Below are 23,666 nucleotides of genomic sequence, written 5' to 3' on the forward strand. Positions count from 1 at the left end.
CTCAGCCCGCCGACTTGAAGGCCGGCCGGCCGCTCGGCGCCGGCTTCTCGGGCAGCTTCTTCACGAAGGTCGCCGCCGGCGCCAGCGGCTTGCCGTCGTGCGTGCGCAGATCGATGCGCTTCACCGGCTTGCCGCTCTCGCGCTCGACGAGCACCGAGTGCGGCTCGCCCTTGGCATAGAGGTGCTGCTCGCCCCAGTGGCGCAGCCCCACCACCACCGGGAAAAGCCCCTCGCCCCTGGGCGTCAGCAGGTACTCCTGGTAGAGCGAGCCGTCGGAGGCCGGCGCCTGGCTCAGCACGCCCTCGTTCACCAGGTTCTTCAGGCGGTCCGCGAGGATGTTCTTCGCCACGCCCAGGCTCTGCTGGAACTCGCCGAAGCGCTTCATGCCGTCGAAGGCGTCGCGCACGATCAGCAGCGACCAGCGGTCGCCCAGGATGTCGAGCGTGCGCGCCATGGGACAGGCGTCTTCCTTGAGGCTTTTGCGGCGGGCCATGGCGATGCGTTGCGGGTGGATGTGGTTGCAGGATTAAACCATCTCGGCGATGGCCGTATGGGCGCTGTCGCAAGACCTTGCAGCGCGGTGGGGCTGTCCGACCCATAAGGTTGCAGATAAAAACCGATCTGCCTACGATCAATCAGGTTTTAAATAAAAACCAGATAGCCGATTCGATCCCTCCCTTTGCCACCGCGCAGAAAGCCATCCATGACCGCTTCATCCGATACGCACCCATCCCCCATCGCCGACATCGCCCGCGGTGCCGATGCCGTTCCCGGCCTGCGCGCCAGCCCCGTGCGCGTGGCCGTGGTCCAGTTCGACCCGCAGGTCGGCGTGGAGAACCTCGCGCGCAACAGCGCGGCGATCTACCAGCGGCTCGATGCCGCGGTCGCCAACGGCGCGCAGCTGGTGGTGCTGCCCGAGCTCGCGACCACCGGCTACTGCTTCAGCGGCCGCGCCGAGGCCTATGCCCATGCCGAGCCCGTGCCCGGCGGTGCCGCGGTGCAGGGCTGGGTGTCGTATGCGGCGCAGCACGGCATCTACATCGTCGGCTGCCTGGTCGAGCAGGACGGGCTGCAGCTGTTCGACACCGCGGTGCTGGTCGGGCCCGAGGGCTACATCGGCCGCTACCGCAAGACCCACCTGTGGAACAACGAGAAGCTGTGGTTCACGCCCGGCGACGAGGGCTATCCGGTGTTCGAGACGAAGATCGGCCGCATCGGCCTGCTGGTGTGCTGGGACATCTGGTTCCCCGAGGTGCCGCGCATCCTCGCGCAGCTGGGCGCCGACATCGTCTGCGCGCCCACCAACTGGGTCTGGACGCCGCCGCCGCTGTACGACGCCAGCGGCACCTGCATGGCGGCCTACCTCACGATGACGGCGGCCCATGCCAACGGCATCTTCATCGCGACGGCCGACCGCATCGGCACCGAGCGTGGCGCGGGCTTCATGGGCAACTCGCTGATCGCTGGCACCAACGGCTGGCCGATCGGCCGCATCGCCGGACCCGACGAGGACACCATCCTCCATGCCGACGTCGACATCGGCGCGGCGCGCTCGGCACCGATCTGGACGCCGCTCAACGACCTGCACCGCGACCGCCGCACCGACCTCTACGACCCGCTGCTCGGCTACATCGGGGCACGGGCGCTGCCGCGATGAGCGAGACCTTCGGCTTCTTCGCGCGGCAGACGATCGCCGCGCTCGCGAACGACCTGCGCGCGGGCCGCCGCACCTCGGCGCAGTTGATCGAGGCCTCGCTGGCCGCGATCGAGTCTCGGAACCCGCGGCTCAACGCCTTCGTGCGCGTGGATGCGCAGGGCGCGCGCGCTGCCGCGCTGCGTGCCGACGACGAGCTGCGGCAAGGCATCGACCGCGGCCCGCTGCACGGCATGCCGGTGGCGATCAAGGACCTGATCGACATCGCGGGCCAGCCCACCACGCAGGGCTCGGCGCTGTACCTCGAGCACGTGGCGCGCGACGATGCGGCCTGCGTGCGGCAGTTGCGCGCGGCCGGCGCGGTGCCGGTGGGCAAGACCACGCTGCACGAGTTCGCCTACGGCGCCACCGGCGACCGCTCGGTGCATGGCGCGGCGCGCAATCCGCACGCGCCCGCGCGCATGTCGGGCGGCAGCAGCGGCGGCAGCGCGGTCGCGGTGGCCGCGGGCATGGTGCCGCTGGCGCTCGGCACCGACACCGCGGGGTCGGTGCGTGTGCCGGCGGCGCTGTGCGGCGTGGCGGGCTTCAAGCCGGCCTGGGGCGCAGTCTCGTGCGAGGGCGTGCGGCCGCTGGCCGCGTCGCTCGACCACGTGGGGCTGTTCGCGCGCAACGCCGAGGACGTGGCGCTGGCCTATGGCTGCCTGGCGCCGCTCGACGCGGCCGTGGCGCCCGCGGCGCGCATCGGCTGGATCGTTCCTTCGCTGCTCGCGCGCACCGATCCGCGCATCGCGCGCGCCGTGCGCGAACGCCTCGGTGCCGCCGGCCTGCCGGTCGACGAGGTGGACCTGCCCGCGCAGTTGCCGCAGGCACACGAACTGTTCGAGATCTTCTCCACGCTGCAGGCCAGCGAGGCCTTCGCGGTGCATGCGGAGGACGTGGCGCGCGGCGCCGAGGCCATCGATGCCGAGGTGCTGCAGCGCCTGCGCCGCGGCGAGGCGATCCCGGCCTGGCGCTATGCGCGCGCGCTCGCGCAGCGCGAGGCCGTGGCGCGCACTGTGGCCGACCTGCTGCGGCGGCACGAGGTGCTGGCGCTGCCGACCGTGCCGATGCTCGCGCCCACCATCGGCGAGAGAACGCCCCGCATCGATGGCGCGGCCGTCGAGGTGCGTGCCGCGCTGCTGTCGCTCACGAGCCCGTGGAACCTGGTCGGGCTGCCCGCGATCAGTGTGCCCGTGGGTCGCATCGACGGCCTGCCGATCGCGCTGCAACTGGTGGCCGCGGCCGGCAGGGAGGCCGCGCTGTTCCGCCTCGCCTCCACCCTCGAAGGAGTCGCCTGACATGCCCTATCTGCAACTCGACGTGAACGGCCGCCATGCGGCCACGGACAAGCGGCGGCTCGCGCAGCGCCTCTGCGAGACCTATGCCGCGATGATGAGCGTGGACATCCGGCGCATCAGCGTCGCGGTGCGCGAGGCGGGCGAGGGCGGCGTGTGGCGCATGGTCGACAGCCAGCCGGTGGAAATGTCGGTGCTGATGTGCGACATCCGGCGCGGCCGCTCGGCCGAGCTGCGGCTCGCGGTCGCGAAGGCGCTGTGCCGCGATTGCACGGAGATCCTCGGGCTGCGCGAGGACCGGCTCAACGTCGAGTTCACCCAGCATGCGGGCGACGAGATGTACCACCCGACGCTGGGTGGCTACAGCCCCGAGTGGGCGCAGGGCGAGGGCGACTGAGGGCGCTCAGCGCGGTGGCCTGGCCAGCCGCGCGAAGCGCGCGATCATCAGCGGTCCGAGCAGCGCGCCGAGCCCGACCGTGGTCCACGCCGCCACCCAGCCGTGGGTGCTGCCGACGCCGAAGCGGGCCTGCCCCCAGTCGAGCGCGAGGCCGAACACCCAGGGGCTGATCGCGCCCGCGCCGAAGCCCATCACCGAACGCACCGAATAGGCCACGCCCAGCCGATGCGGCGCCACCACGTCGGCCAGCGCGGTCGAGTAGACCGAGGAATCGGCGATGGCGAACAGGTTGTAGAGCGCGGCCGCCACCGCCAGCAGCCACAGCGGCCAGCTCCACATCCAGCCGAAGGCGAAGGACATGCACAGGCTCGCGAGGGTGGCGACCATCATCACGCGCGCGCGGCCCCAGCGGTCGGAGGCGGCGCCGCCCGCGATGCTGCCAAACACGCTGACCAGGTGCGCCAGCGCCGCGAGCGCGATGCCCGCGCCCTTCCACGCCGCGGGCACATCGCCCGACGCGGCCACGAGGTAGGCGGGCAGCCAGGCCCACAGCGCCATCAGCTCCCAGCAATGGAAGGCATAGGCCCAGTTGCCGGCCATCGCGGGCTTGTCGCGCACCGTCTCGGCCAGCGCGCGCAGCGTGCTCTCGCGCGCGGCCTGGGGCGGTGCCGTGGGCAGTCGCATGCGGCGCAGTGCCGGCACGGTGAGCAGCGCGCCCACCGCGGTGCACAGCGCCGCCGCGATCAGGCCGTGGCGCCAGTGCGAGAGGCTCGCGAGCGCGGCCACCACCGCGAGCGAGAGCGCATAGCCGAGCGACGAGGCGCCGAGGAACAGCCCCATCGCGCGGCCGCGCACGGCGGGTTCGGCATTGCGCGCGAGCAGCTGCAGCCCCGGCGTGTACGAGGCACCGGCGCACAGCCCCGCGAGCCCGTACAGCAGCAGCGCCGAGCGATGGCCGTTCGCGAACAGCGCGAAGCCCAGCGCCGCGATCGCGCTGACCGCGCTGCCGAGCAGGAACACGCGGTGCGCGCCGAAGCGGTCCGCGAGCAGGCCCACGGCGAACAGCGAACTCATGTAGCCCAGGTGCCAGGCGCTCTGAATCGAGCCGGCCTGTGCGGCGCTCATCTGCCAGTCGACCATGGTGAAGGGCAGCACGCCGGCATAGGCCGTGACGATCATGGCCTGCAGCAGCCGGCTCGCGCAGAGCATCGCGAGCCAGCCCGGCGCGGGCAGGGACGGCTGTGCCGCCATCAGGCCAGCGCGCGCTGCATCAGCACGGTGTCGACCCAGCGGCCGAACTTGAAGCCCACGTCGCGCAGCACGCCGACCCGTTCGAAGCCCAGGCTCTCGTGCAGCCGCGTCGAGCCCGCGTTGCCGCTGTGGCCGACCACCGCGACCATCTGGCGCAGGCCCTGCGCGGCGCAGCGCTCGATCAGCGCCGCGAGCAGCGCCTTGCCGATGCCGCGGCCGTGCTCGCCCTGCGCGACGTAGATCGAGTCCTCGACCGTGTGGCGGTAGGCGGAGCGCGCGCGGTAGGCGCCGGCATAGGCATAGCCGACCACGCGGCCCTCGCGCAGCGCGACCAGGTAGGGCAGGCCGAGGCGCAGCACCTCGAGGCGGCGCGACAGCATCTGCGCCACGGTCGGCACCTGCTCCTCGAAGGAGCAGAGGTCGTGCAGCACGTAGTGGCTGTAGATGGCCTGGATCTGGTCCAGGTGCTGGGGCTCGGCGTCGGCGATCTCGAACGCGGCGGAAGCGGAAGAAAGGTCGGAGGAAGGCATGGCGCGATCTTGACGCGCGGTGTTCGATAAATGAAGCTTCGATCACCTATGCAAGCCATGAGAAAAACTTTGGACAAGCCGCTGCAGCGCGCGCTCAACCTCGACCAGCTGCGCGCCTTCGGCCTGGTGGTCGAGACCGGCAGCTTCTCGGCCGCGGCCGAGCGCCTGGGCCTGAGCCAGCCCGCGGTGAGCCTGCAGGTGCGCCAGCTCGAGCGCCGCCTCGCGGTGCGGCTGGTGGAGCGCGTGGGACGGCGCGCGCGGGCCACGGCGGCCGGCAGCGAGCTGCTGCGGCATGCGCAGCACATCGATGCGGCGGTCGAGAACGCGATCGAGGCGCTGGCCGACCATGCGAGCGCGGTCGCGGGCCGCGTGCGGCTGGGCACCGGCGCCACCGCCTGCCTGCACCTGCTGCCGCCGCTGCTGCGCGCGCTGCGCGAGCAGTACCCGGCGCTCAGCGTGGTGGTGAGCACCGGCAACACCGACGACTGCGTGCGCAAGGTGGAGGAGAACAGCATCGACCTCGCGCTCGTCACCTTGCCGGCCACGGGGCGTTCGCTCGAGGTGACGCCGGTGCTCGACGACGAGTTCGTGGCCATCGGCCGCGCCGACCTCGCGCCCTTGAAGGCGCGCGTGGGACCGGCCGACCTGGCATCGCTGCCGCTGGTGTTGTTCGAACCCACGGCCAACACGCGCCGGCTGGTCGACCGCTGGTTCGCGGCCGAGGGGCTGCAGCCGCAGCCGGTGATGGAGCTCGGCAGCGTCGAGGCGATGAAGGAGATGGTGGCGGCGGGGCTGGGCTACGCCATCGTGCCCGGCATGGCGATGCGCGGGCGCGGTGCCCATCCCGAGCTGAAGATCAGCCGGCTGGTGCCGCCCATGTCGCGCACGCTGGCGATCGTCCTGCGGCGCGACAAGCCGGTGGGCAAGGGTCTGCGCGTGGTGCTCGATGCGATCGCGCGGGCCGGGGCCGAAAGCAAAAGGCCGGGCGCGCCACGCGGGCGTCCCGGCCGTTGAGGGAGAAACTGCCGCTCAGGCCGCCACGGCGGCGCTGCGCACACGGCCCAGCGTGACCACGATCAGCGCCGCGACCAGCACCAGTCCGCCGCTCATCACCATGGTGCTCGAGATGCCCCAGCCGTCGACCACGCGGCCGCCGAGCAGCGCGCCCGAGGCGATCGCCACCTGGAAGCCGCTGACCAGCAGCGCCTGGCCGGCCTCGGGCGCATCGGGCACGGCCTCGAGCATCCAGCCCGTGAGCGCCACCGGGATCAGGCCGAAGGCCACGCCCCAGATCACGACCACCACCGCGCCGGCCACCATGCCGGTGCCGAGCAGCGTCGACAGGATCAGCGCCGTGGCCAGCAGCAGCGCGGCCAGCAGGGTGGTGCCGCGCACGCTGCGCGCCACCATGCTGCCGCCGAGGAAGGTGCCGAAGAAGCCCACGGCGCCGTAGACCAGCAGCAGCGTGGTCACGCCGTTGGGGTCGAGGCCGAAGACCTGCTGCAGCAGCGGCTTGAGGTAGGTGTAGGCGGCGAAGTGGCCGGCGATGAAGAACAGCACCGCGAGCAGGCCGACCTGGGCCATGCGGCGCGTCAGCGGGATCAGCAGGTCGCGCGCGCCGATGGCGCGTGCCGAGGGCAGCGGCGGCAGCAGCCACAGCTGCACCAGCAGCACGGCCCCGGCCAGCGCGCCGGTGGCCGCGAAGGAGGCGCGCCAGCCGAAGGTGGTGCCGAGGAAGGCACCGGCCGGCACGCCGAGCACGGTGGCGGCCGACACGCCGGCCAGCACCAGCGACATCGCGCGCGCCTGCTGGGCCGGCGGCACCAGTTGCGTGGCGGCCGGCGGCGCGAAGGTCCAGAAGCCGCCCACGCACAGGCCGAGGATCAGCCGCGCGATCAGCATGGTGGCGAAGTTGGGCGCGAAGGCCGCGAGCAGGTTCGAGGCGATCAGCGCCACGGTGAGACCGATCAGCAGGGTGCGGCGGTCGAGCCGGCCCGAGGCCACGATCAGGCCCGGCCCCGCGAAGGCCGCGAGGATGCCGGGCATGGTGATCATCAGGCCCGCGGTGCCGTTGGAGACGTTGAGGGTGCTGGCGATGTCGGTGAGCAGGCCGATCGGCATGAACTCGGTCGAGACCATGGCGAAGGAACCGACCGAGAGCGAGCCGACCGCGAGCCAGGTCGAGCGCGAGGTCTTCGCGGAATCGGGCGGCAGCGCGTCGATGCAGGGGGCGCCGCTGGGAGCGTTCATCATGGGAAGGAAGTCCGGTGGGCATCGGCCGGCACGGCGGTCGATGCTTGTTGCAAAGGGCTTCGCAGTGTGGTCGCCGGGGCGCCCGCGACAAAGGGGGCGCGCGGCAGTTGTCAGTTTCCCCAGGGCGAACAATCGAGGGGTTTGCGTGCTCTCGGCTGCACGCAGGCGCCCGGGAGCGGCACCTTGCCGTCCATCGACGGCAAGGGCGCGCTCAGGGCTTGGGCGGCGCGGCCTCGGCGAACGAGGGGAGGTCCTCGCCGCAGGCCATCCACGGCACGTCGTGCGAGCGCCAGATGTGCTGGCTGGGCCGCACGCCCGGATCGTCGTCGAGCGAACCCACGCGCAGGATCACCTGCGGCTGGGCCACCCACTCGGCCACGAGGTGGCTGCCGCAGCGGCGGCAGAAATGGCGCAGCTTGCCGGGTGTCGACTCGAAGGCGGCGAGCGCGTCGTCCTGGCCGCGCAGCCAGCGGAAGTCGGCGCGGTCCACGCGCGCCGTGCTCGCGAAGGCGGCCGCATGCGCCTTGCGGCAGGTCCGGCAGTGGCAGTGGCCGATCGGGCCCGCGAGCTTCGCGGCCTCGTAGGCCACGGCGCCGCAGAGACAGGAGCCTTGCATGCCGTGTTTCCTCAGCCCGTGTTGCGCAGGCCCGCGGCCACGCCGTTGATCGAGATGTGGATGCCGCGCTGCAGCCGCTCGCCGCCGTCGCCCGCGCGGTAGCGCCGCATCAGCTCGACCTGCAGGTGGTGCAGCGGGTCGATGTAGGGGAAGCGGTGGCGCACCGAGCGCTGCATCTCGGCATTGCCCTCGAGCCGTTGCTTGGCGCCGGTGATCAGCGTGAGCGCGTCCGAGGTGCGGTGCCATTCGGCATCGATCATCGAGAACACCTTCTGGCGCAGCTTGCGGTCGCTCACCAGTTCGGCATAGCGCGAGGCCAGCGCGAGGTCGCTCTTGGCGAGCACCATGTCCATGTTCGACAGCAGCGTGCGGAAGAAGGGCCACTGCGCGTACATGCGCTGCAGCAGCGCCTGGCGCTCCTTGCGGCCCGCGGCATTGCCGGCGGCCGCGAGGAACTGCTCCACGCCTGCGCCGAAGCCGAACCAGCCCGGGATGGTGAGGCGGCACTGGCCCCAGCTGAAGCTCCAGGGCACGGCGCGCAGGTCGTCGATCTTGTGGCTGGGGTTGCGCGAGGCGGGGCGCGAGCCGATGTTGAGCTCGGCGATCTCGCGGATCGGCGTGGCGCTGAAGAAGTACTCGCCGAAGCCCGGGGTCTCGTAGACCAGCTTGCGGTAGGCGGCCATGCTCGCGCTCGAGAGTTCGCCGGCCGCCGACAGGAAGGTGGCGGGCGCCGACTTGCCCTGCGGCAGCAGCGTGGCCTCGAGCGTGGCCGCCACCAGGGTCTCGAGGTTGCGCCGGCCGATCTCGCGGTTGGCGTACTTCGAGCCGATGACCTCGCCCTGCTCGGTCAGGCGGATCTGGCCGCGCACCGTGCCCGGGGGCTGCGCGAGGATCGCCTGGTAGCTCGGGCCGCCGCCGCGCCCCACCGTGCCGCCGCGGCCATGGAACATGCGCAGGCGGATGGGGTTGGCCTTCTTCTTGTTGAGCTCGTCGAACAGCGCCACCAGCGCGATGCCGGCGCGGTACAGCTCCCAGTTGCTCGTGAAGATGCCGCCGTCCTTGTTGCTGTCGCTGTAGCCGAGCATCACGTCCTGCTCGGCGCCCGAGCGCTCGATCAGCGCCTGGATGTTCGGCAGCGCATAGAAGGCACGCACGATCGGCGCGGCATTGCGCAGGTCCTCGATGGTCTCGAACAGCGGCACCACGATCAGGTCGCAGGTGGCGTCCTTGTCCATCGCGCCGCGCAGCAGGCCCACTTCCTTCTGCAGCAGCAGCGCCTCGAGCAGGTCGCTCACGGTCTCGGTGTGGCTGATGATGTAGTGGCGGATCGCCGCGTTGCCGTAGCGCGCGCGGGCCACGCGCGCGGCCGCGAAGATCGCGAGTTCGCTGCGGGCGAGCGGCGAGTAGTCGGCATCGGGCACGCGCAGCGGGCGTGCGTCGTCGAGCAGCTTGAGCAGCAGCGTCTGCTTGGCCTCCTCGGCCAGCGAGGCATAGGCGGGCTCGATGCGCGCGGTGGCCAGCAGTTCGGCGATCACGGCCTCGTGCTTGTCGGAGCTCTGGCGCAGGTCGACCGTGGCGAGGTGGAAGCCGAACACCTCGACCGCGCGGATCAGCGGCTTGAGGCGCGGCGCGGCCAGCAGGCTGCTGTGCTTCTCGCCGAGCGAGTCGTCGATGGTGCGCAGGTCGGCCAGGAACTCCTCGGCCGAGGCGTAGGGGTTCTGCGGCGCCACCGCGTGGCGCGCGGCCTCGCCGCCCGTGAGCTCGCGCAGCGTGGCCGCGAGCCGCGAGTACACGCCGGTCAGCGCGCGGCGGTAGGGCTCGTCCTTGCGGTGCTCGCTGGTGTCGGGCGAACGCTCGGCCAGCGCCTGCATCTCGACCGACACGTCGATCAGGGTGGCCGACAGCGAGAGCTCGCCGCCCAGGTAGTGCACCTCGGTGAGGTAGTGGCGCAGTGCCAGTTCGGCCTGGCGGCGCAGCGCGTACTCGAGGGTCTCGGCCGTCACGTTGGGATTGCCGTCGCGGTCGCCGCCGATCCACTGGCCCATGCGCAGGAAGGTCGCGACCGAGGGCGTCTGGCCGCCCTGCGCCAGTGCCTTCTCGAGGTCGGCATAGACGCGCGGGATCTCGCGCAGGAAGGTGGCCTCGTAGTAGCTCAGCGCGTTCTCGATCTCGTCGGCCACCGTGAGCTTGGAGAAGCGCAGCAGGCGCGTCTGCCACAGCTGCGTGACGCGGATGCGGATCTGCGCCTCGTTGTCGGCGAATTCGAGCGGCGACAGCGCGTCGGTGCCGCCGGCATAGGCCTGCTGGCGCAGGCGGATCTCGTCGCGCGTGGTCAGCAGCTGCGCGATGGCGCGCTCGGCGTCGAGGATGCTCTTGCGCTGCACCTCGGTCGGGTGCGCGGTGAGCACCGGCGACAGGTAGCTATGGGCCAGCGTGGCCACGATCTCGTCGGGCTTCACGCCGGCCTTGCGGATGCGCGCCAGCGCGGTCTGCAGGTCGCCGTCGGCGCTCTCGCCGGCGCGTTCGGCCTCGGTGCGGCGGCGGATCAGGTGGCGGTCTTCGGCCAGGTTGGCCAGGTGGCTGAAGTAGCTGAAGGCGCGGATCACGCGCACCGTCTCGGCCGCGGTCAGGCTCTTGAGCAGGTTCTTGAGCGCGCGGTCGGCGGCCTGGTCGGCATCGCGGCGGAAGGCCACCGACAGCGTGCGGATCTTCTCCACCAGTTCATAGCTCTCCTTGCCCTCCTGCTCCCGGATCACGTCGCCGAGGATTCGGCCCAGCAGGCGGATGTCGTCGATCAGCGGCTGGTCTTCGGCTTGCCTGCGCTTCGGTGGGGCGGCAGGGGTCTTGCTGGCTTTCATTCGATGGTGTTCCTGGAGACTTGGAGTGCTGTTGGAATGGAGCTTCGCCGCCGTTGCTGCGGCGCAACATGCTAGCATCCCGCCGGTTTCTGTTCATGTACTTTTCGGGGGCGGTTTTGAGCAATATCGTGATTGCCACGCGCGAAAGCCGGCTGGCCTTGTGGCAAGCCGAGCACGTGCAAACGCTGTTGCAAGAAAAAGGCCATTCGGTCCGCCTGCTGGGCATGACCACGCGCGGCGACCAGATCCTCGACCGCACCCTGAGCAAGGTCGGCGGCAAGGGCCTGTTCGTGAAGGAGCTCGAGCTCGCGCTCGAGGAAGGGCGCGCCGACATCGCGGTCCACTCGCTCAAGGACGTGCCGATGGAGCTGCCCGAGGGCTTCGTGCTGGCCTGCGTGCTCGAGCGCGAGGACCCGCGCGACGCGCTGGTGTCGCCGCGCTATGCCTCGCTCGAGGAACTGCCGCAGGGCGCCGTGGTCGGCACCTCGAGCCTGCGCCGCGTGATGCTGCTGCGCGCGCGCCGGCCCGACCTGCGCATCGAACCGCTGCGCGGCAACCTCGACACCCGGCTGCGCAAGCTCGACGAGGGCCAGTACGACGCCATCGTGCTCGCCGCCGCGGGCCTCAAGCGCCTGGGCCTCGAGGACCGCATCCGCGTCGCCTTCGAGCCCGAGACCATGCTGCCGGCCGCGGGCCAGGGCGCGCTGGGCATCGAGGTGCGCGCCGACCGCGCCGACCTGATCGCATTGCTGGCGCCGCTGTCGCACCGCGGCGACTGGCTCGCCACCGCCGCCGAGCGCGCCGTGAGCCGTGCGATGGGCGGCAGCTGCTCGATGCCGCTGGCCGCGCATGCGCGCTGGCAGCCCGACGGCAGCCTGCGCATCGACGCCGCCTGGGGCGACCCCGAAGGCGCCGAGCCGATGCTGCAGGTGAGCGCGCGCGCCGAGGCCGGCGATCACGCGCAGGCCGATGCGCTCGGGTTGCACGCAGCCTCGCTGCTGCGCGACGCGGGCGCTCACTGAAACGCGTGGGGACCGTGGCGACGACCGCAGCGCCGACCGTCCTCGTGACGCGGCCGGCGCGCGAGGCGCCGCCTTGGATCGATGCACTGCGCGACGCGGGCTTCGACGCGCGCGCGCTGCCCTTGATCGAGATCGCGCCGGTGGCCGATGCCGCGCCGCTGCGCGCGGCCTGGAACGAGCGCCATGCGGCGCGGATGTTCGTGAGCGCCGCGGCGGTCGACCGCTTCTTCGAAGCCAACGCCGGCGCCGCGCCGCCAGCCGACTGCCGCTTCTGGGCCACCGGCCCCGGTACCGCGCGCGCGCTGCAACGCAACGGTGTTCCACCCGAGGCCATCGACACGCCCGCCGCCGACGAAGGCCGCTTCGATTCCGAAGCCCTGTGGGCGATCGTGGGGCCGCGGGTCGTGCCCGGATTGCGGGTGCTGATCGTGCGCGGCGGCGATGTGCAGGGCCTTCCCGCGGGCCGCGACTGGCTCGCGCAGGCGCTCGACGATGCGGGCGCGCGGCGCGAGACCGTGGTGGCCTACCGCCGGCTCGCGCCCGTGCTCGATGGCGCGCAGCGCCGGCTGGCCGAGCAGGGCGCCGCGGGCCGCGCGCTCTGGCTCTTCAGCAGTTCGGAGGCGATCGCCAACCTGCGCGCCGCGCTGCCGGCCATCGATTGGCGGGCCGCGCGCGCCATCGCCACCCACCCGCGCATCGCGCAAGCCGCGCGTGGCGCGGGTTTCGGCACGGTGCGCGAGAGCGCGCCGCTGCTGGAAGCGCTGGTCGCGTCGATAGAATCCCTCGCATGAGCGCCGTGCCTCCGTCCGACGAGTCTTCTTCCGCCTCCGCCGCACCCCAGGCACCCGTGCCGGCTCCGCTGACGACTTCTTCCCAATCTCCTGCCGCCCTCGCCGCGGCCGCCACCACCCTGACGCGCATCGGCCTCGGCCTGCTGGCGCTGGTCTCGCTGGGCGCGCTGCTGACGTCGATCGCGCTGTGGCAGAAGGTCGGCAACATGAAGGAACAGCTCGCGCGCCAGAGCAGCGAGGCGCTGATGCAGTCGCTCGAGGCGCGCACGTTGGCGCGCGAGGCCAAGGACACGGTGCGCGACACCGCCGCGCGCGTGGCGCTCACCGAGACCCGCGTCGCCGAGGTCGCGCTGCAGCGCTCGCAGCTCGAGGAACTGATGCAGAGCCTCTCGCGTTCGCGCGACGAGAACCTGGTGGTCGACATCGAATCCACGCTGCGGCTCGCGCTGCAGCAGGCGCAGGTCACGGGCAGCGTCGAGCCGCTGCTGGCCGCGCTGAAGGCCGGCGACCTGCGCATCGCGCGCGCCGCCCAGCCGCGGCTGGCGCCGCTGCAGCGCGCCATGCAGCGCGACGCCGACCGGCTGCGCAGCACCGCCAGCGCCGACGGCGGCGAGGCACTGCAGAAGCTCGACGAACTGATGCGCGGCGTGGACGACCTGCCGCCGCTCAACGCGGTCGCGATGCGCGGCACCGGCCTCAACGCCTGGCAGTCCGACCCGGTGCCGGCCGACGCGCCCTGGTGGGAGCGCGCGCTGCTCACGGTGCGCAACGAGGCGCGCTCGCTGGTGCGCGTGGGCCGCATCGAGCGGCCCGAGGCGATCCTGCTGGCGCCCGACCAGACCTACTTCCTGCGCGAGAACCTCAAGCTCAAGCTGCTCAACGCGCGCCTGTCGCTGCTGTCGCGCCAGGTCGACGTCACGCGCACCGAGCTCGCCAACGTGGCGGCCTCGCTCAACCGCTATTTCGATCCCGCGTCGCGCCGCACGCAGACGGCCGCCACGCAGTTGCAGCAGCTGCAGGCACTGGTGAAGACCACCGAGCCGCCGCGCATCGACGACACGCTCGCCGCCCTGGCCACCGCCGCGGCCGGCCGCTGAGGAGGCAGGGCTTTCCATGCGCGCCGCACTCTGGCTCCTCGCGCTGTTCGCCGTCGCCGCGGCGGTCGCGCTGTTCGCCGGCAACAACCAGGGCACGATCACCGTGTTCTGGCCGCCCTGGCGGGTCGACCTCTCGCTCAACCTCGTGCTGGTGATCCTGCTGACGCTGTTCGTGCTGCTGCACGCGGCGCTGCGCGCGCTGGCCGCGCTGTTCTCGCTGCCGACCCAGGCGCGCCAGTGGCGCATGCAGCAGAAGGAACGCATGCTGCATTCGGCGCTGCTCGATGCGATGGTGCAGCTGATCTCGGGCCGCTTCTCGCGCGCACGCAAGGCCGCGCAGGCCGCGCTCACGCAGGAGAAGACCCTGGCCGCGCTCGGCGCCAGCCTGCCGCAGGCGCAACAGGTGCGCGTGCTGTCGCACCTGCTCGCGGCCGAGAGCGCGCAGGCGCTGCAGGACCGCCCGGCGCGCGACGCCCATCTGCAGCAGGCACTCAACGAGAGCGCCGACCGCAACCTGCTGGCCAGTCCCGAGACCCGCGAGGGCGTGCAACTGCGCGCCGCGCGCTGGGCGCTCGAAGACCGCGATCCGGCCGCCGCGCTCACGCGGCTGGAGGAACTGCCGCAGGGCGCGCAGCGCCGCACGCTGGCGCTGCGGCTGCGGCTGAAGGCCGCGCGCCAGGACCGCCGCACGCTCGAGGCGCTCGAGACCGCGCGACTGCTGGCCAAGCACCGCGCCTTCTCGGAGGCCGCCGCGCAGAGCATCGTGCGCGGGCTCGCGACCGAGCTGCTGTCGGGTGCGCACGATCCGGCGCAGCTGCTGCGCGCCTGGTCCGAACTCGAGACGGTCGAACGCGAGATTCCCGAGGTCGCCATCCACGCCGCGCAGCGCATGGTGCTGCTCAAGGGCGACCTGCCGGTGGCGCGCAACTGGCTGCTGCCGGCCTGGGAGCGCATGGTGTCGCTGCCGCGCGGCCTCGGCGACGCGTTGCGCGTGAAGCTCGCGCTGGCGCTCGAGGCGGGGCTCGACTCGGTCGATGCCGACTGGCTCGCGCGCATCGAGAGCGCGCAGCGCAACAACCCGCGCGATGCGAACCTGCAATACCTCGCGGGCATGGCCTGCATGAAGCGCCAGCTCTGGGGCAAGGCGCAGCAGCTGCTGTCGCAGGCCGGCATGGGGCTGCAGGACCCCGAGCTCTACCGCCGCGCCTGGCTCGCGCTCGCGCAACTGGCCGAGGACCGCGGCGATGCCGAGCAGGCCGCGCTGGCCTGGCGCAACGCGGCGCAGATCGAGAACCACCCGGTTTCGTTGCGCTAGACCGCGTCCTCAGGGGCGCGAGGCGCAGGCGACCGCGGGCCGCCTGCTGCCGCCGTGGAAAGCCAGCGCGCTCAGCGCCGCGAGCACCCACACGCCGAGCGCGCCGTAGAGCATCACCCCGCCGAAACCCTGCAGCAACGCGCCGTGGGCGATCGCACCCGAAGGGTCGAGCGCGGCGAGCGCCGGGAACTCCTGGTGCAGTGTCGCGAGATGGCCGGCCGCGATCCGTTCGGCGAGCGCGGGCAGCGACGGCGCCAGTTCCGGCAGCGCGCGGCGCAGCGCGGCCCCGATGCCCGCGAGCAGCAGGAAGCCCATCAGCGCGATGTTGATCGCCAGCGTGATGAGCCGCGCGCTCATGTCGATGCCCGAGGCCATGCCGGCGCGGCTCGCGGGCACCGAGCCGGTGGTGGTGTTGGTCACCGGCGTGTTGATCACGCCCAGGCCGAGGCCCGCCAGCAGGCAGCCCGGCAGCAGCGTGAGCCAGCTCGCCTCGGCGACGCCGCTGCCCCAGCGCATCAGCAGGAAGCCCGCGCCGATGGCGAACAGGCCGGCCGGGATCACGACACCGGCGCGAAAGCGCGCCGCGAGCCGCTCGCCCAGCGGCGGCGCGACCAGGGTCGGCAGCGTGTAGGCCAGCAGCGCCGTGCCGGCCTGCACCGCGTCGTAGCCCAGGCCGGCCTGGAAGTAGATCGGCAGGTAGATCATGAAGGGCCAGAAGCTGAAGTTCATGCCGACCGAGCCGAGGATCGCGCCCGAGAACGCGCGGATGCGAAACACCGAGAAGTCGAACATCGGATGGGCGCGGCTTCGCTCGACCGCGACGAAGGCGGCGAAGCTCGCGGCCGACGCGCCGAGCAGGGCCAGGCTCGCCGCGCTCGCGAAGCCGAGCCCGGGCCCCTGCGTGATGTAGCCCGTGAGACCAAGCACCGCGAGCGACAGCGTGACGATGCCCGCGAGGTCGAGCCGCTTCGCCTCGGGGTCGCGCGACTCGCCGATGCTGACGGCCGCCAGCAGCCAGGCGATGGCGGCCAGCGGCGCATGGACCAGGAACACCCATTCCCAGCGCCACAGCGCGGCGATCGCACCGCCGACGATCGGCCCGAAGCCCAGGCCGACGCCGAACACCACGCCCCAGATCGCGAAGGCCCGGCTGCGTTCGCGGCCTTCCTGGAATTGATGCGAGAGGATGGCGATCTGGCAGATCAGCATGGTGCCGCCGCTCAGGCCCTGCAGGAAGCGCGCGCCGATCAGCAGCGGCGCGCTCGGCGCCAGGCCGCAGGCCAGCGAGGTGAGTCCGAACAGCAGCAGGCTGATCGCCAGCACGCGCTTGCGGCCATAGCGGTCGGCCAGCGTGCCGGCCGCCATCAGCACGGTGGTGCAGGCGATGGTGTAGGCATTCATGATCCATTGCATGGCCTCGAAGTCCGCGTGCAGCGTCTTCTCGAGCGTGGGCAGGATCACGGGAATGCTGGAGATCTCGAGGCCGAACATCGCGGCGACGAGGCAGAGGGCGACCAGCGCGAGGCGGTTGCGTGCGGTGGGTGAGAGGGTCATGGGGCGTCCGGTTGGCGCGGCGCGGCGAGGAGGCCGGCCGTGAGGAGCGCGATTCTGGGCAAAGGGTCTTCATGAGAGAAATGATTTAATTTCGTGAGATTCATTAATCTCCGTCACTACTCAAACGACTTCCCGCCTCCCGCCATGGACTTCGATCCCACCCTGCTGCGCGCCTTCGTGGCCGTGAAGGAGACCGGCAGCTTCACGCGCGCCGCGCAGCGCCTGCACCTGACGCAGTCGGCCATCAGCCACCAGATCCGCCGGCTCGAGGAGCAGGTGGGCCGCGCGCTGCTGCATCGCACGACGCGCCGCCTCACAGTGACGGAGGACGGCGAGGATTTCCTGCGCTATGCCGAGCAGATCCTGACGACGCTCGATGCCATGACGCAGCGCTTCCAGCCCTCGCCGATCTCAGGCGTGGTGCGCTTCGGCGCACCCGACAACTTCCTCGGCGAGCGCCTGGCGCCGCTGCTGTCGCAGTTCGCGCGCGCCTTTCCGTCGGTGCGCATGGAGGTCTGCGTGAGCATGCACGTCGACCTGCGCGCGGCGATCAAGGCCGGCGAGCTCGACCTCGCGGTCGTGATGTCGCCGCCCGAGGTGGAGGAGGGCACGCGGCTGCGGCGCACGCAGCTGGTCTGGGCCGCGGCCGAGACCTTCGAGCCGCCCAAGGGAGGCTCGCTGCCGCTGGCCTTCTTTCCGAAGCCCTGCGTCTACCGGCAGGTGGCTGGCGCGGCGCTCGACCTCGCGCCGATCGACTGGCACGTGGTGTTCACCTCGGCCAGTCCGCAGGGCATTCGTGCGGCGGTGCTCGCGGGGCTCGCGGCGACGGTGATCACGCGCGAGGACGTGGAGCCGGGCATGAAGATCGTCGACGGCCGCTATGGGCTGCGGCCCTTGCCGAGCGTGGACTTCTCGCTGATCTGGAGCGAGAACGGCCACACGCCCTGTGCCTGCCGCTTCGGGCAGCTGATCCTCGAGATGCCGGCCCCATGAAAAACGGCGCCCGAGGGCGCCGTCTTCATTGCACTCGAGCGGATGCTCAGAGCGTGCGCTGCTCCGGCTGCGCCTCGCCAGCCGGTTGCTCGAACGGCAGCGTCATCGCGGCCAGTTCGCGGCGGGTTTCGACCAGCACCAGCGGGCCTTCGTCGAGCACGATCACCGGCGGGCGCTCGCGCGGCACGTGGACCGGCTTCGGCTCGGCGGCGATCGCGGCGCGCGCCTGCGCGATGCGTTCGGCGTCGGAGTTGACCCACTGCAGGCCCGAGCTTTGCGCGATCTGCGCGAGCTCGTCGAGCGGCAGCTCGAAGGACTGGACCTTCGGCAGTGCGCGGCCGTTGGCGGCCGGCTGCGGCGCGCTCGCGCGTTCGACCACGATGGGTGCCGCGGGTGCTGCGGGTTGCTGCGGCTGCTCGAAGCGCGCTTGCGGCGCGGGCTCGCGCACCTGCGGTGCGGCGGCCGGGGCTTCGGCGACGACCACGGCGCTGTCGGCGGCTTCGGCGGCCGGAGCCACCGCTTGCTCAGCGAACGGCTGCGGCTGGCGCGCGACGGGTGCGTCCTGCAGGTTCTGCGCCTCGGCGGGCGCGCCGTCGAAGGCGGCCACGGGTTGCGCTTCGCCTTCTTCGCGCGGTGCGCGTTCGCGGCGGTCACGGCCGTAGCGGTCGCGCGAACGGCCGCGGCGCTCTTCGCCGTCGCGGCGCGGTGCCTGCTCGGCGCCGTCCTGCGGTGCGGCTTCGCGGCCGGCTTCGGCGTCGGCCGATGCGGTGGTGGCGGCTTCGCCTTCCTCGTTGAAGCGCGGCTGGCCATCGTTGCGGCGCTCGCGGCGGCCATCGTTGCGTTCGCCACGCGGGCCACGCTCTTCGCGGCCGTTGCGCGGTGCACGCTCGGTGCGTTCGCCTTGCGCGGCGTTGCCGTCTTCGCCGGCGGCTGCTTCGCTGCGCGGCGCGTCGCCGTTCAGGTTGCGCTCGCCGCGTTCGCCGTTGCGCTCGCCACGTTCACCGCGCTCGCCGCGTTCACCCCGTTCGCGACGGGCGCGCGGTGCGCGTTCGCCGCCAGCCGTGCCTTCCTCGCCCGGCACCGCGTTCGGTGCGAGCTGCTGGGCTTCGAGGCTGACGCCTTCGAGCGCTTCGGCCGGCACGTTGCGGCCTTCGCCCTCGCGGCGTTCGCCACGACCGCGGCGCTGATCGCCCTCGCGCGGCGGACGGCCTTCGCGGTTGTTCTCGCGCGGCTGGCCATCGGCGCGCAGCTCGGCGCTGCGGTTGTCGCGGCCTTCACGACCTTCACGGCCCTCGCGACCGCCTTCGCGGCGCTCGCCATTGCGGCCGCCGCCACGGCGTTCGCCGTCGCGGTTGCCCGAACGGGCGCCGTTCTCGCCACGGCCTTCGGTATTGCGGCCTTCGCCGCCGCGGCCGCCACGGCGCTGTTCGCCGTCGCGTGCACCGCGCGATTCGCCATCGCGGCCCGGACGGCCGTCACGGCCTTCGCGGCGCGTCGGCTTCGGCGGCTCGACCGGAATCGCCGAGGGCGTGGGTGCCGGCGCGGCCGCCGGCGTGCCGCCGCCGAACCAGCTCTTGATGCGGGCGAAGAAGCCCAGCTCGGCCGGCGCGGGCGCCACCGCCACGGGCGGCGCGACCGGCGTGGGTGCGGCGACGGGCGCGCGCACCGGCTCGGGCTTGACCGGCACCACGGGGGCCGGCGCGTCGGGCAGCACGCCCTTGATGACCGGCGTCTGCTTGTTGGTGGGCTCCTGCGAGCGGCGCGTGACCGAGGTCGGGTCCTCGATCTCGTCGGCCATCTTGTAGCTGGCCTCGATGTGGTCGAGGCGCGGGTCGTCGTGCTTCAGGCGTTCGAGCTTGTAGTTGGGCGTCTCGAGCGTCTTGTTCGGCACCATCAGCACGCTCACGCGCTGCTTGAGTTCGATCTTGGCGATCTCGGTGCGCTTCTCGTTGAGCAGGAAGGAAGCGACTTCCACCGGCACCTGCACGTGCACGGCGGCGGTGTTGTCCTTCATCGACTCTTCCTGAATGATGCGCAGGATCTGCAGCGCGCTCGATTCGGTGTCGCGGATGTGGCCCGAGCCGCCGCAACGGGGGCAGGGGATCGACGAGCCTTCGGACAGCGCCGGCTTCAGGCGCTGGCGGCTCATTTCCATCAGGCCGAACTTGCTGATCGAGCCGAACTGCACGCGCGCGCGGTCCTGGCGCAGCGCGTCGCGCAGGCGGCTTTCGACTTCGCGGCGGTTCTTCGACTCGTCCATGTCGATGAAGTCGATGACGATCAGGCCGCCGAGGTCGCGCAGGCGCATCTGGCGCGCCACTTCGTCGGCGGCTTCGAGGTTGGTGCGGGTCGCGGTTTCCTCGATGTCGCCGCCCTTGATGGCGCGGGCCGAGTTCACGTCGACCGAGACCAGCGCCTCGGTGTGGTCGATCACGATGGCGCCGCCCGAGGGCAGCTGCACGGTGCGGGCGTAGGCCGATTCGATCTGGTGCTCGATCTGGAAGCGGCTGAACAGGGCGGCGTCGTCGCGGTAGCGCTTCACGCGGGCGGCATGCTCGGGCATGACGTGCGCCATGAATTGCTGCGCCTGGTCGTAGATGTCGTCGGTGTCGATCAGGATGTCGCCGATGTCGTGATTGAAGTAGTCACGGATCGCGCGGATCACGAGCGAGGATTCCTGGTAGATCAGGAAGGCGCCCTTGCCGCCCTTGGCCGCGCCGTCGATGGCGGTCCAGAGCTTGAGCAGGTAGTTCAGGTCCCACTGGAGTTCGGGCGCCGAGCGGCCGATGCCGGCGGTGCGCGCGATGATGCTCATGCCCTTCGGGTACTCGAGCTGGTCCATCGCCTCCTTGAGCTCGGCGCGGTCGTCGCCCTCGATGCGGCGCGAAACGCCACCGCCACGCGGGTTGTTCGGCATCAGCACGACGTAGCGACCGGCCAGCGAGATGAAGGTGGTGAGGGCCGCGCCCTTGTTGCCGCGCTCTTCCTTCTCGACCTGGACGACCAGTTCCTGGCCTTCCTTGATGACGTCCTGGATCCGGGCCTGGCTGGCCGAGACGCCTTCGGCGAAGTATTGCTTGGAGATTTCCTTGAACGGCAGGAAGCCGTGGCGGTCTTCGCCGTAGTCGACGAAACAGGCTTCGAGGCTGGGCTCGACGCGGGTCACGACGGCCTTGTAGATGTTGCCCTTGCGCTGTTCGCGTCCCTCGATCTCGATTTCGTAGTCGAGGAGCTTCTGCCCGTCGACGATGGCCAGGCGGCGTTCTTCGGCCTGCGTGGCATTGATCAGCATCCGCTTCATGATGCGTTGTCCTTATATGTATCGTTCTACCGGCCCTGGAGGGCCAACGATGCACGGACGACGCCCGCGAAACTTGGGGAATTGCCGCTTGGCTCCGGATGCTGGGTGCCGCGGCGCGCGAGCGCGAGCGGCCGTCTCGAGCGTCAGCTCGGTGACGACAGCCGGAGTGGGGGCGCGTGGATGGGGGCGAGCCCTTCGTGGTGCTGAGAGGCTGTCTTTTTGACAGCCCGTTGCGCAAGGGTGGCGCGCGGTTCTGGCGATTCGATGCCCGAGGCCGCTGGTCGGGACCAGGTCAGCCAGCGCAGGCATATTTGAATCAGCAGCATCAGCACAAAGGGACTCGCTTCGATCCGCCGGCAGCTGGAGGCTGCAGGCTGGTATTCCGTATCGGTGTTTCGTGGGTGTCGGCTTGACTTGGGCGTCTGGCCTGCCACTTTGCGCAGTTGCGCGGGGTTTGCAGGCTCGTCGCCAAAGCGGCATCGACCTCGCAGCGCCGCCGGGGTGTTTGACAGCAGTGCTCTAAACTTCTGTCTAATCAAGCACTTACACGACCGCGCTGGTGAAAAACATTATAGGTGCGAAGCAAGCCCCCGCGGCTAAGGAGTTTGCCGGAGAGCCGGCGGCCATCCGCTTCCTCACGATCGACGCCGAGTCGGCCGGGCAGCGCCTCGACAACTTCCTCTTCCGCCATCTGAAAGGCGTGCCGAAGACCCACGTCTACCGGATCATCCGGTCGGGCGAGGTGCGCATCAACAAGGGGCGGGCGCAGGCCGAGACCCGTGTCGAGACCGGCGACGTGGTGCGGCTGCCGCCGATCCGCGTGGCCGAACGCGCCGAGGAGGCCGCGAGCGCCGCGCCGGCGCGCGAATTCCCGCTGCTGCTCGAGGACGAGGCCGTGCTGGCCGTCGACAAGCCCGCCGGCGTGGCGGTGCATGGCGGCAGCGGCGTGAGCTTCGGCGTGATCGAGCAGCTGCGTACCGCGCGCCCGGGCGCGAAATTCCTCGAGCTGGTGCACCGGCTCGACCGCGAGACCTCGGGCATCCTGCTGGTCGCCAAGAAGCGCAGCGCGCTGGTGGCGCTGCAGGAGCAGTTCCGCGAGCGCGAGACCGGCAAGACCTACCTGGCGCTGGTCGAGGGCACCTGGCCCGCCAACAAGAAGGTGCTCGACGCGCCGCTCGCCAAGTACCTGCTGCCCGACGGCGGCGCCGGTGCCGGCGAACGCCGCGTGCGCGTGGTGGCCAAGGACCATCCCGACGCGATGCGCGCCGTGACGCTGGTGCGAGCGCTGGCCACGCTGTCGCTGCCCGGCGATGCCACGCCGATGTCATTGCTCGCGGTCACCATCAAGACCGGCCGTACGCACCAGATCCGCGTTCACCTGGCGTCGGCCGGCCATCCGATCGCCGGCGACGACAAGTACGGCGAATCCGAGCGCCGGCGCGCGCTGCAGAAGCTGGGCCTCAAGCGCATGTTCCTCCACGCCTGGCGACTGCAGTTCAACCACCCCGCCACCGGCGAGCGTGTCGCGCTGCAGGCCGAGCTGCCGCCCGAGCTGCGCTCGCTGATGCCGCCCGCCGCGCTCGACGCGATGACCCGACACCCCACGCCCACGACCCATGACTGACTCTGCAGACAACGCCCGTCCCCCGCGCTTCGACCTGATCGCCTTCGACTGGGACGGCACCCTCTACGACTCCACGCGGCTGATCGTGCGCTGCATCCAGGCAGCGGTGGTCGACGTCGGCGGCGCCAAGCCCAGCGAGGACGATGCTGCCTGGGTCATCGGCCTGGGACTGGCCGAGGCGCTGGCACGCGCCGCGCCCGATGTGCCGAAGGAGAAGTACCCCGAACTCGGTGCCCGCTACCGCTACCACTACCTGCAGCACCAGGACGACATCGTGCTGTTCGGTGGCGTGCTGCCGATGCTCGATGCGCTGCGCGCGCGCGGCCACAAGCTGGCCGTGGCCACCGGCAAGTCGCGCCGCGGGCTCAACGAGGCGCTCAAGACGGTGGCGCTGCGCGACCGCTTCGACGCCTCGCGCACCGCCGACGAGACTTTCGGCAAGCCGCATCCGCGCATGCTGCTCGAGCTGATGGAGGAGCTCGAGGTGGCCCCCGAGCGCACGCTGATGATCGGCGACACCACGCACGACCTGCAGTTGGCGGTGAACGCGGGCTGCGCCAGCGTCGGCGTGAGCTACGGCGCGCACGAGCCCGACAGCTTCGCCGAGTTCAAGCCGCTGCACATCGCGCACTCGATCGCCGACCTCGAGGCCTGGCTGCTGGGCAACGCCTGACACGACAATCGCCTGCCATGAGCGAAGACAGCATTCCCCTGTGCAATGGCGCCGACCTGGTGGAGGGCAGCCAGGCCGTGCCTTTCGACGTGGTCTACGGCGGCGAGACCTGCCGCGCCTTCGCGGTGCGCTTCGAGGGCCAGCCGCACGCCTACCTCAACCGCTGCAGCCACGTGGCGATGGAAATGGACTTCCAGCCCGACCGCTTCTTCGACGACACCGGCCAGTGGCTGCTGTGCGCCACCCATGGCGCCGTGTACCGGCCCGACACCGGCGAATGCGCGGGCGGGCCGTGCCGCGGCGGCCTCGTGAAGATCGCGCTGAGCGAGCGCGACGGCGTGGTGCACTGGCATACTGCCTGGAACCTTCAACCCCTCAACTTCTAGCAAGCGCCGCGCTTTGC

20 protein-coding genes are annotated in these 23,666 nt (G+C 71.5%); 12 read left to right on the forward strand and 8 right to left on the reverse strand.

All coding sequences use genetic code 11. The annotated features are described in order from the left end of the window. Nucleotide 1 precedes the first annotated feature (1 nt). Entirely contained in the window at nt 2-493 is a 492-nt protein-coding gene (locus BM109_RS24775; RefSeq protein WP_093348600.1) for a winged helix-turn-helix transcriptional regulator, read from the reverse strand. Nucleotides 494-703: 210 nt separating this feature from the next. Between BM109_RS24775 and BM109_RS24780 the strand changes: the two genes are divergently transcribed. Genes BM109_RS24780 through BM109_RS24790 form a run of 3 tightly spaced genes read left to right on the forward strand, consistent with a single transcriptional unit; the run spans nt 704 to nt 3,385 of the window. Further along, on the forward strand, nt 704-1,657 hold the full coding sequence (locus BM109_RS24780; RefSeq protein WP_093348603.1) for a nitrilase family protein: 954 nt from the start codon (nt 704-706) through the stop codon (nt 1,655-1,657). Beyond that, complete coding sequence (locus BM109_RS24785) at nt 1,654-2,991, forward strand: amidase (protein ID WP_093348605.1); 1,338 nt, start codon at nt 1,654-1,656, stop codon at nt 2,989-2,991. The genes BM109_RS24780 and BM109_RS24785 overlap by 4 nt, the downstream gene beginning before the upstream one ends. Before the next feature lies 1 nt (nt 2,992). After that, complete coding sequence (locus BM109_RS24790) at nt 2,993-3,385, forward strand: tautomerase (protein ID WP_093348608.1); 393 nt, start codon at nt 2,993-2,995, stop codon at nt 3,383-3,385. Nucleotides 3,386-3,391: 6 nt separating this feature from the next. Here BM109_RS24790 and BM109_RS24795 read toward each other — a convergent pair whose 3' ends face one another. After that, nucleotides 3,392-4,636 (reverse strand): MFS transporter, encoded by a 1,245-nt coding sequence (locus tag BM109_RS24795; protein ID WP_093348610.1) that lies wholly within the window; start codon nt 4,634-4,636, stop codon nt 3,392-3,394. After that, on the reverse strand, nt 4,636-5,166 hold the full coding sequence (locus BM109_RS24800) for a GNAT family N-acetyltransferase (RefSeq protein ID WP_093348613.1): 531 nt from the start codon (nt 5,164-5,166) through the stop codon (nt 4,636-4,638). Before BM109_RS24800 ends, BM109_RS24795 begins: the two co-directional genes overlap by 1 nt. 48 nt (nt 5,167-5,214) lie before the next feature. Here BM109_RS24800 and BM109_RS24805 point away from each other — a divergent pair, with 48 nt between their 5' ends. After that, nucleotides 5,215-6,180 (forward strand): LysR family transcriptional regulator, encoded by a 966-nt coding sequence (locus tag BM109_RS24805; RefSeq protein ID WP_093348615.1) that lies wholly within the window; start codon nt 5,215-5,217, stop codon nt 6,178-6,180. A gap of 15 nt (nt 6,181-6,195) precedes the next feature. On the opposite strand, the gene BM109_RS24810 is transcribed toward BM109_RS24805, so the two are convergent. The 3 genes from BM109_RS24810 to ppc form a co-directional block, all read right to left on the reverse strand. Further along, nucleotides 6,196-7,419 carry an MFS transporter gene (locus BM109_RS24810; RefSeq protein ID WP_093348618.1) on the reverse strand — a complete coding sequence of 408 codons (1,224 nt, stop codon included), beginning with the start codon at nt 7,417-7,419 and terminating at the stop codon, nt 6,196-6,198. A gap of 211 nt (nt 7,420-7,630) precedes the next feature. Beyond that, on the reverse strand, nt 7,631-8,035 hold the full coding sequence (locus tag BM109_RS24815; RefSeq protein ID WP_093348620.1) for a GFA family protein: 405 nt from the start codon (nt 8,033-8,035) through the stop codon (nt 7,631-7,633). An 11-nt stretch (nt 8,036-8,046) separates the two neighbouring features. Next, nucleotides 8,047-10,893 (reverse strand): phosphoenolpyruvate carboxylase, encoded by a 2,847-nt coding sequence (ppc, locus tag BM109_RS24820; RefSeq protein WP_093348623.1) that lies wholly within the window; start codon nt 10,891-10,893, stop codon nt 8,047-8,049. Between the two features lie 95 nt (nt 10,894-10,988). On the opposite strand from ppc, the gene hemC reads away from it, so the two are divergent. The 4 genes from hemC to BM109_RS24840 are packed head-to-tail and all read left to right on the forward strand — an operon-like array spanning nt 10,989 to nt 15,118. Beyond that, nucleotides 10,989-11,915 (forward strand): hydroxymethylbilane synthase, encoded by a 927-nt coding sequence (gene hemC / locus BM109_RS24825; RefSeq protein ID WP_093348626.1) that lies wholly within the window; start codon nt 10,989-10,991, stop codon nt 11,913-11,915. Between the two features lie 14 nt (nt 11,916-11,929). Then, on the forward strand, nt 11,930-12,706 hold the full coding sequence (locus BM109_RS24830) for a uroporphyrinogen-III synthase (protein WP_093349269.1): 777 nt from the start codon (nt 11,930-11,932) through the stop codon (nt 12,704-12,706). Next, nucleotides 12,703-13,803: a uroporphyrinogen-III C-methyltransferase gene (locus BM109_RS24835; RefSeq protein WP_093348629.1), complete on the forward strand. Its 1,101-nt coding sequence runs from the start codon at nt 12,703-12,705 to the stop codon at nt 13,801-13,803. The genes BM109_RS24830 and BM109_RS24835 overlap by 4 nt, the downstream gene beginning before the upstream one ends. Before the next feature lie 16 nt (nt 13,804-13,819). Further along, nucleotides 13,820-15,118 (forward strand): heme biosynthesis protein HemY, encoded by a 1,299-nt coding sequence (locus BM109_RS24840; protein ID WP_093348632.1) that lies wholly within the window; start codon nt 13,820-13,822, stop codon nt 15,116-15,118. Between the two features lie 9 nt (nt 15,119-15,127). On the opposite strand, the gene BM109_RS24845 is transcribed toward BM109_RS24840, so the two are convergent. Beyond that, nucleotides 15,128-16,672 (reverse strand): MFS transporter, encoded by a 1,545-nt coding sequence (locus tag BM109_RS24845; RefSeq protein WP_093348634.1) that lies wholly within the window; start codon nt 16,670-16,672, stop codon nt 15,128-15,130. A gap of 144 nt (nt 16,673-16,816) precedes the next feature. On the opposite strand from BM109_RS24845, the gene BM109_RS24850 reads away from it, so the two are divergent. Further along, on the forward strand, nt 16,817-17,665 hold the full coding sequence (locus BM109_RS24850) for a LysR family transcriptional regulator (protein WP_093348637.1): 849 nt from the start codon (nt 16,817-16,819) through the stop codon (nt 17,663-17,665). 46 nt (nt 17,666-17,711) lie between these two features. Here BM109_RS24850 and BM109_RS24855 read toward each other — a convergent pair whose 3' ends face one another. After that, nucleotides 17,712-20,966, reverse strand: coding sequence for an Rne/Rng family ribonuclease (locus BM109_RS24855; protein ID WP_093348639.1), 3,255 nt, complete (start codon nt 20,964-20,966; stop codon nt 17,712-17,714). A 559-nt stretch (nt 20,967-21,525) separates the two neighbouring features. Between BM109_RS24855 and BM109_RS24860 the strand changes: the two genes are divergently transcribed. Genes BM109_RS24860 through BM109_RS24870 form a run of 3 tightly spaced genes read left to right on the forward strand, consistent with a single transcriptional unit; the run spans nt 21,526 to nt 23,649 of the window. Further along, nucleotides 21,526-22,590 carry an RluA family pseudouridine synthase gene (locus BM109_RS24860; protein WP_093348642.1) on the forward strand — a complete coding sequence of 355 codons (1,065 nt, stop codon included), beginning with the start codon at nt 21,526-21,528 and terminating at the stop codon, nt 22,588-22,590. Beyond that, entirely contained in the window at nt 22,583-23,263 is a 681-nt protein-coding gene (locus BM109_RS24865; protein ID WP_093348645.1) for an HAD family hydrolase, read from the forward strand. The genes BM109_RS24860 and BM109_RS24865 overlap by 8 nt, the downstream gene beginning before the upstream one ends. A 17-nt stretch (nt 23,264-23,280) precedes the next feature. Continuing rightward, entirely contained in the window at nt 23,281-23,649 is a 369-nt protein-coding gene (locus BM109_RS24870; RefSeq protein WP_093348647.1) for a Rieske (2Fe-2S) protein, read from the forward strand. Nucleotides 23,650-23,666 lie beyond the last annotated feature (17 nt).

Origin of the sequence: Variovorax sp. PDC80 (assembly GCF_900115375.1) — a bacterium.
Lineage (GTDB): Bacteria > Pseudomonadota > Gammaproteobacteria > Burkholderiales > Burkholderiaceae_C > Variovorax.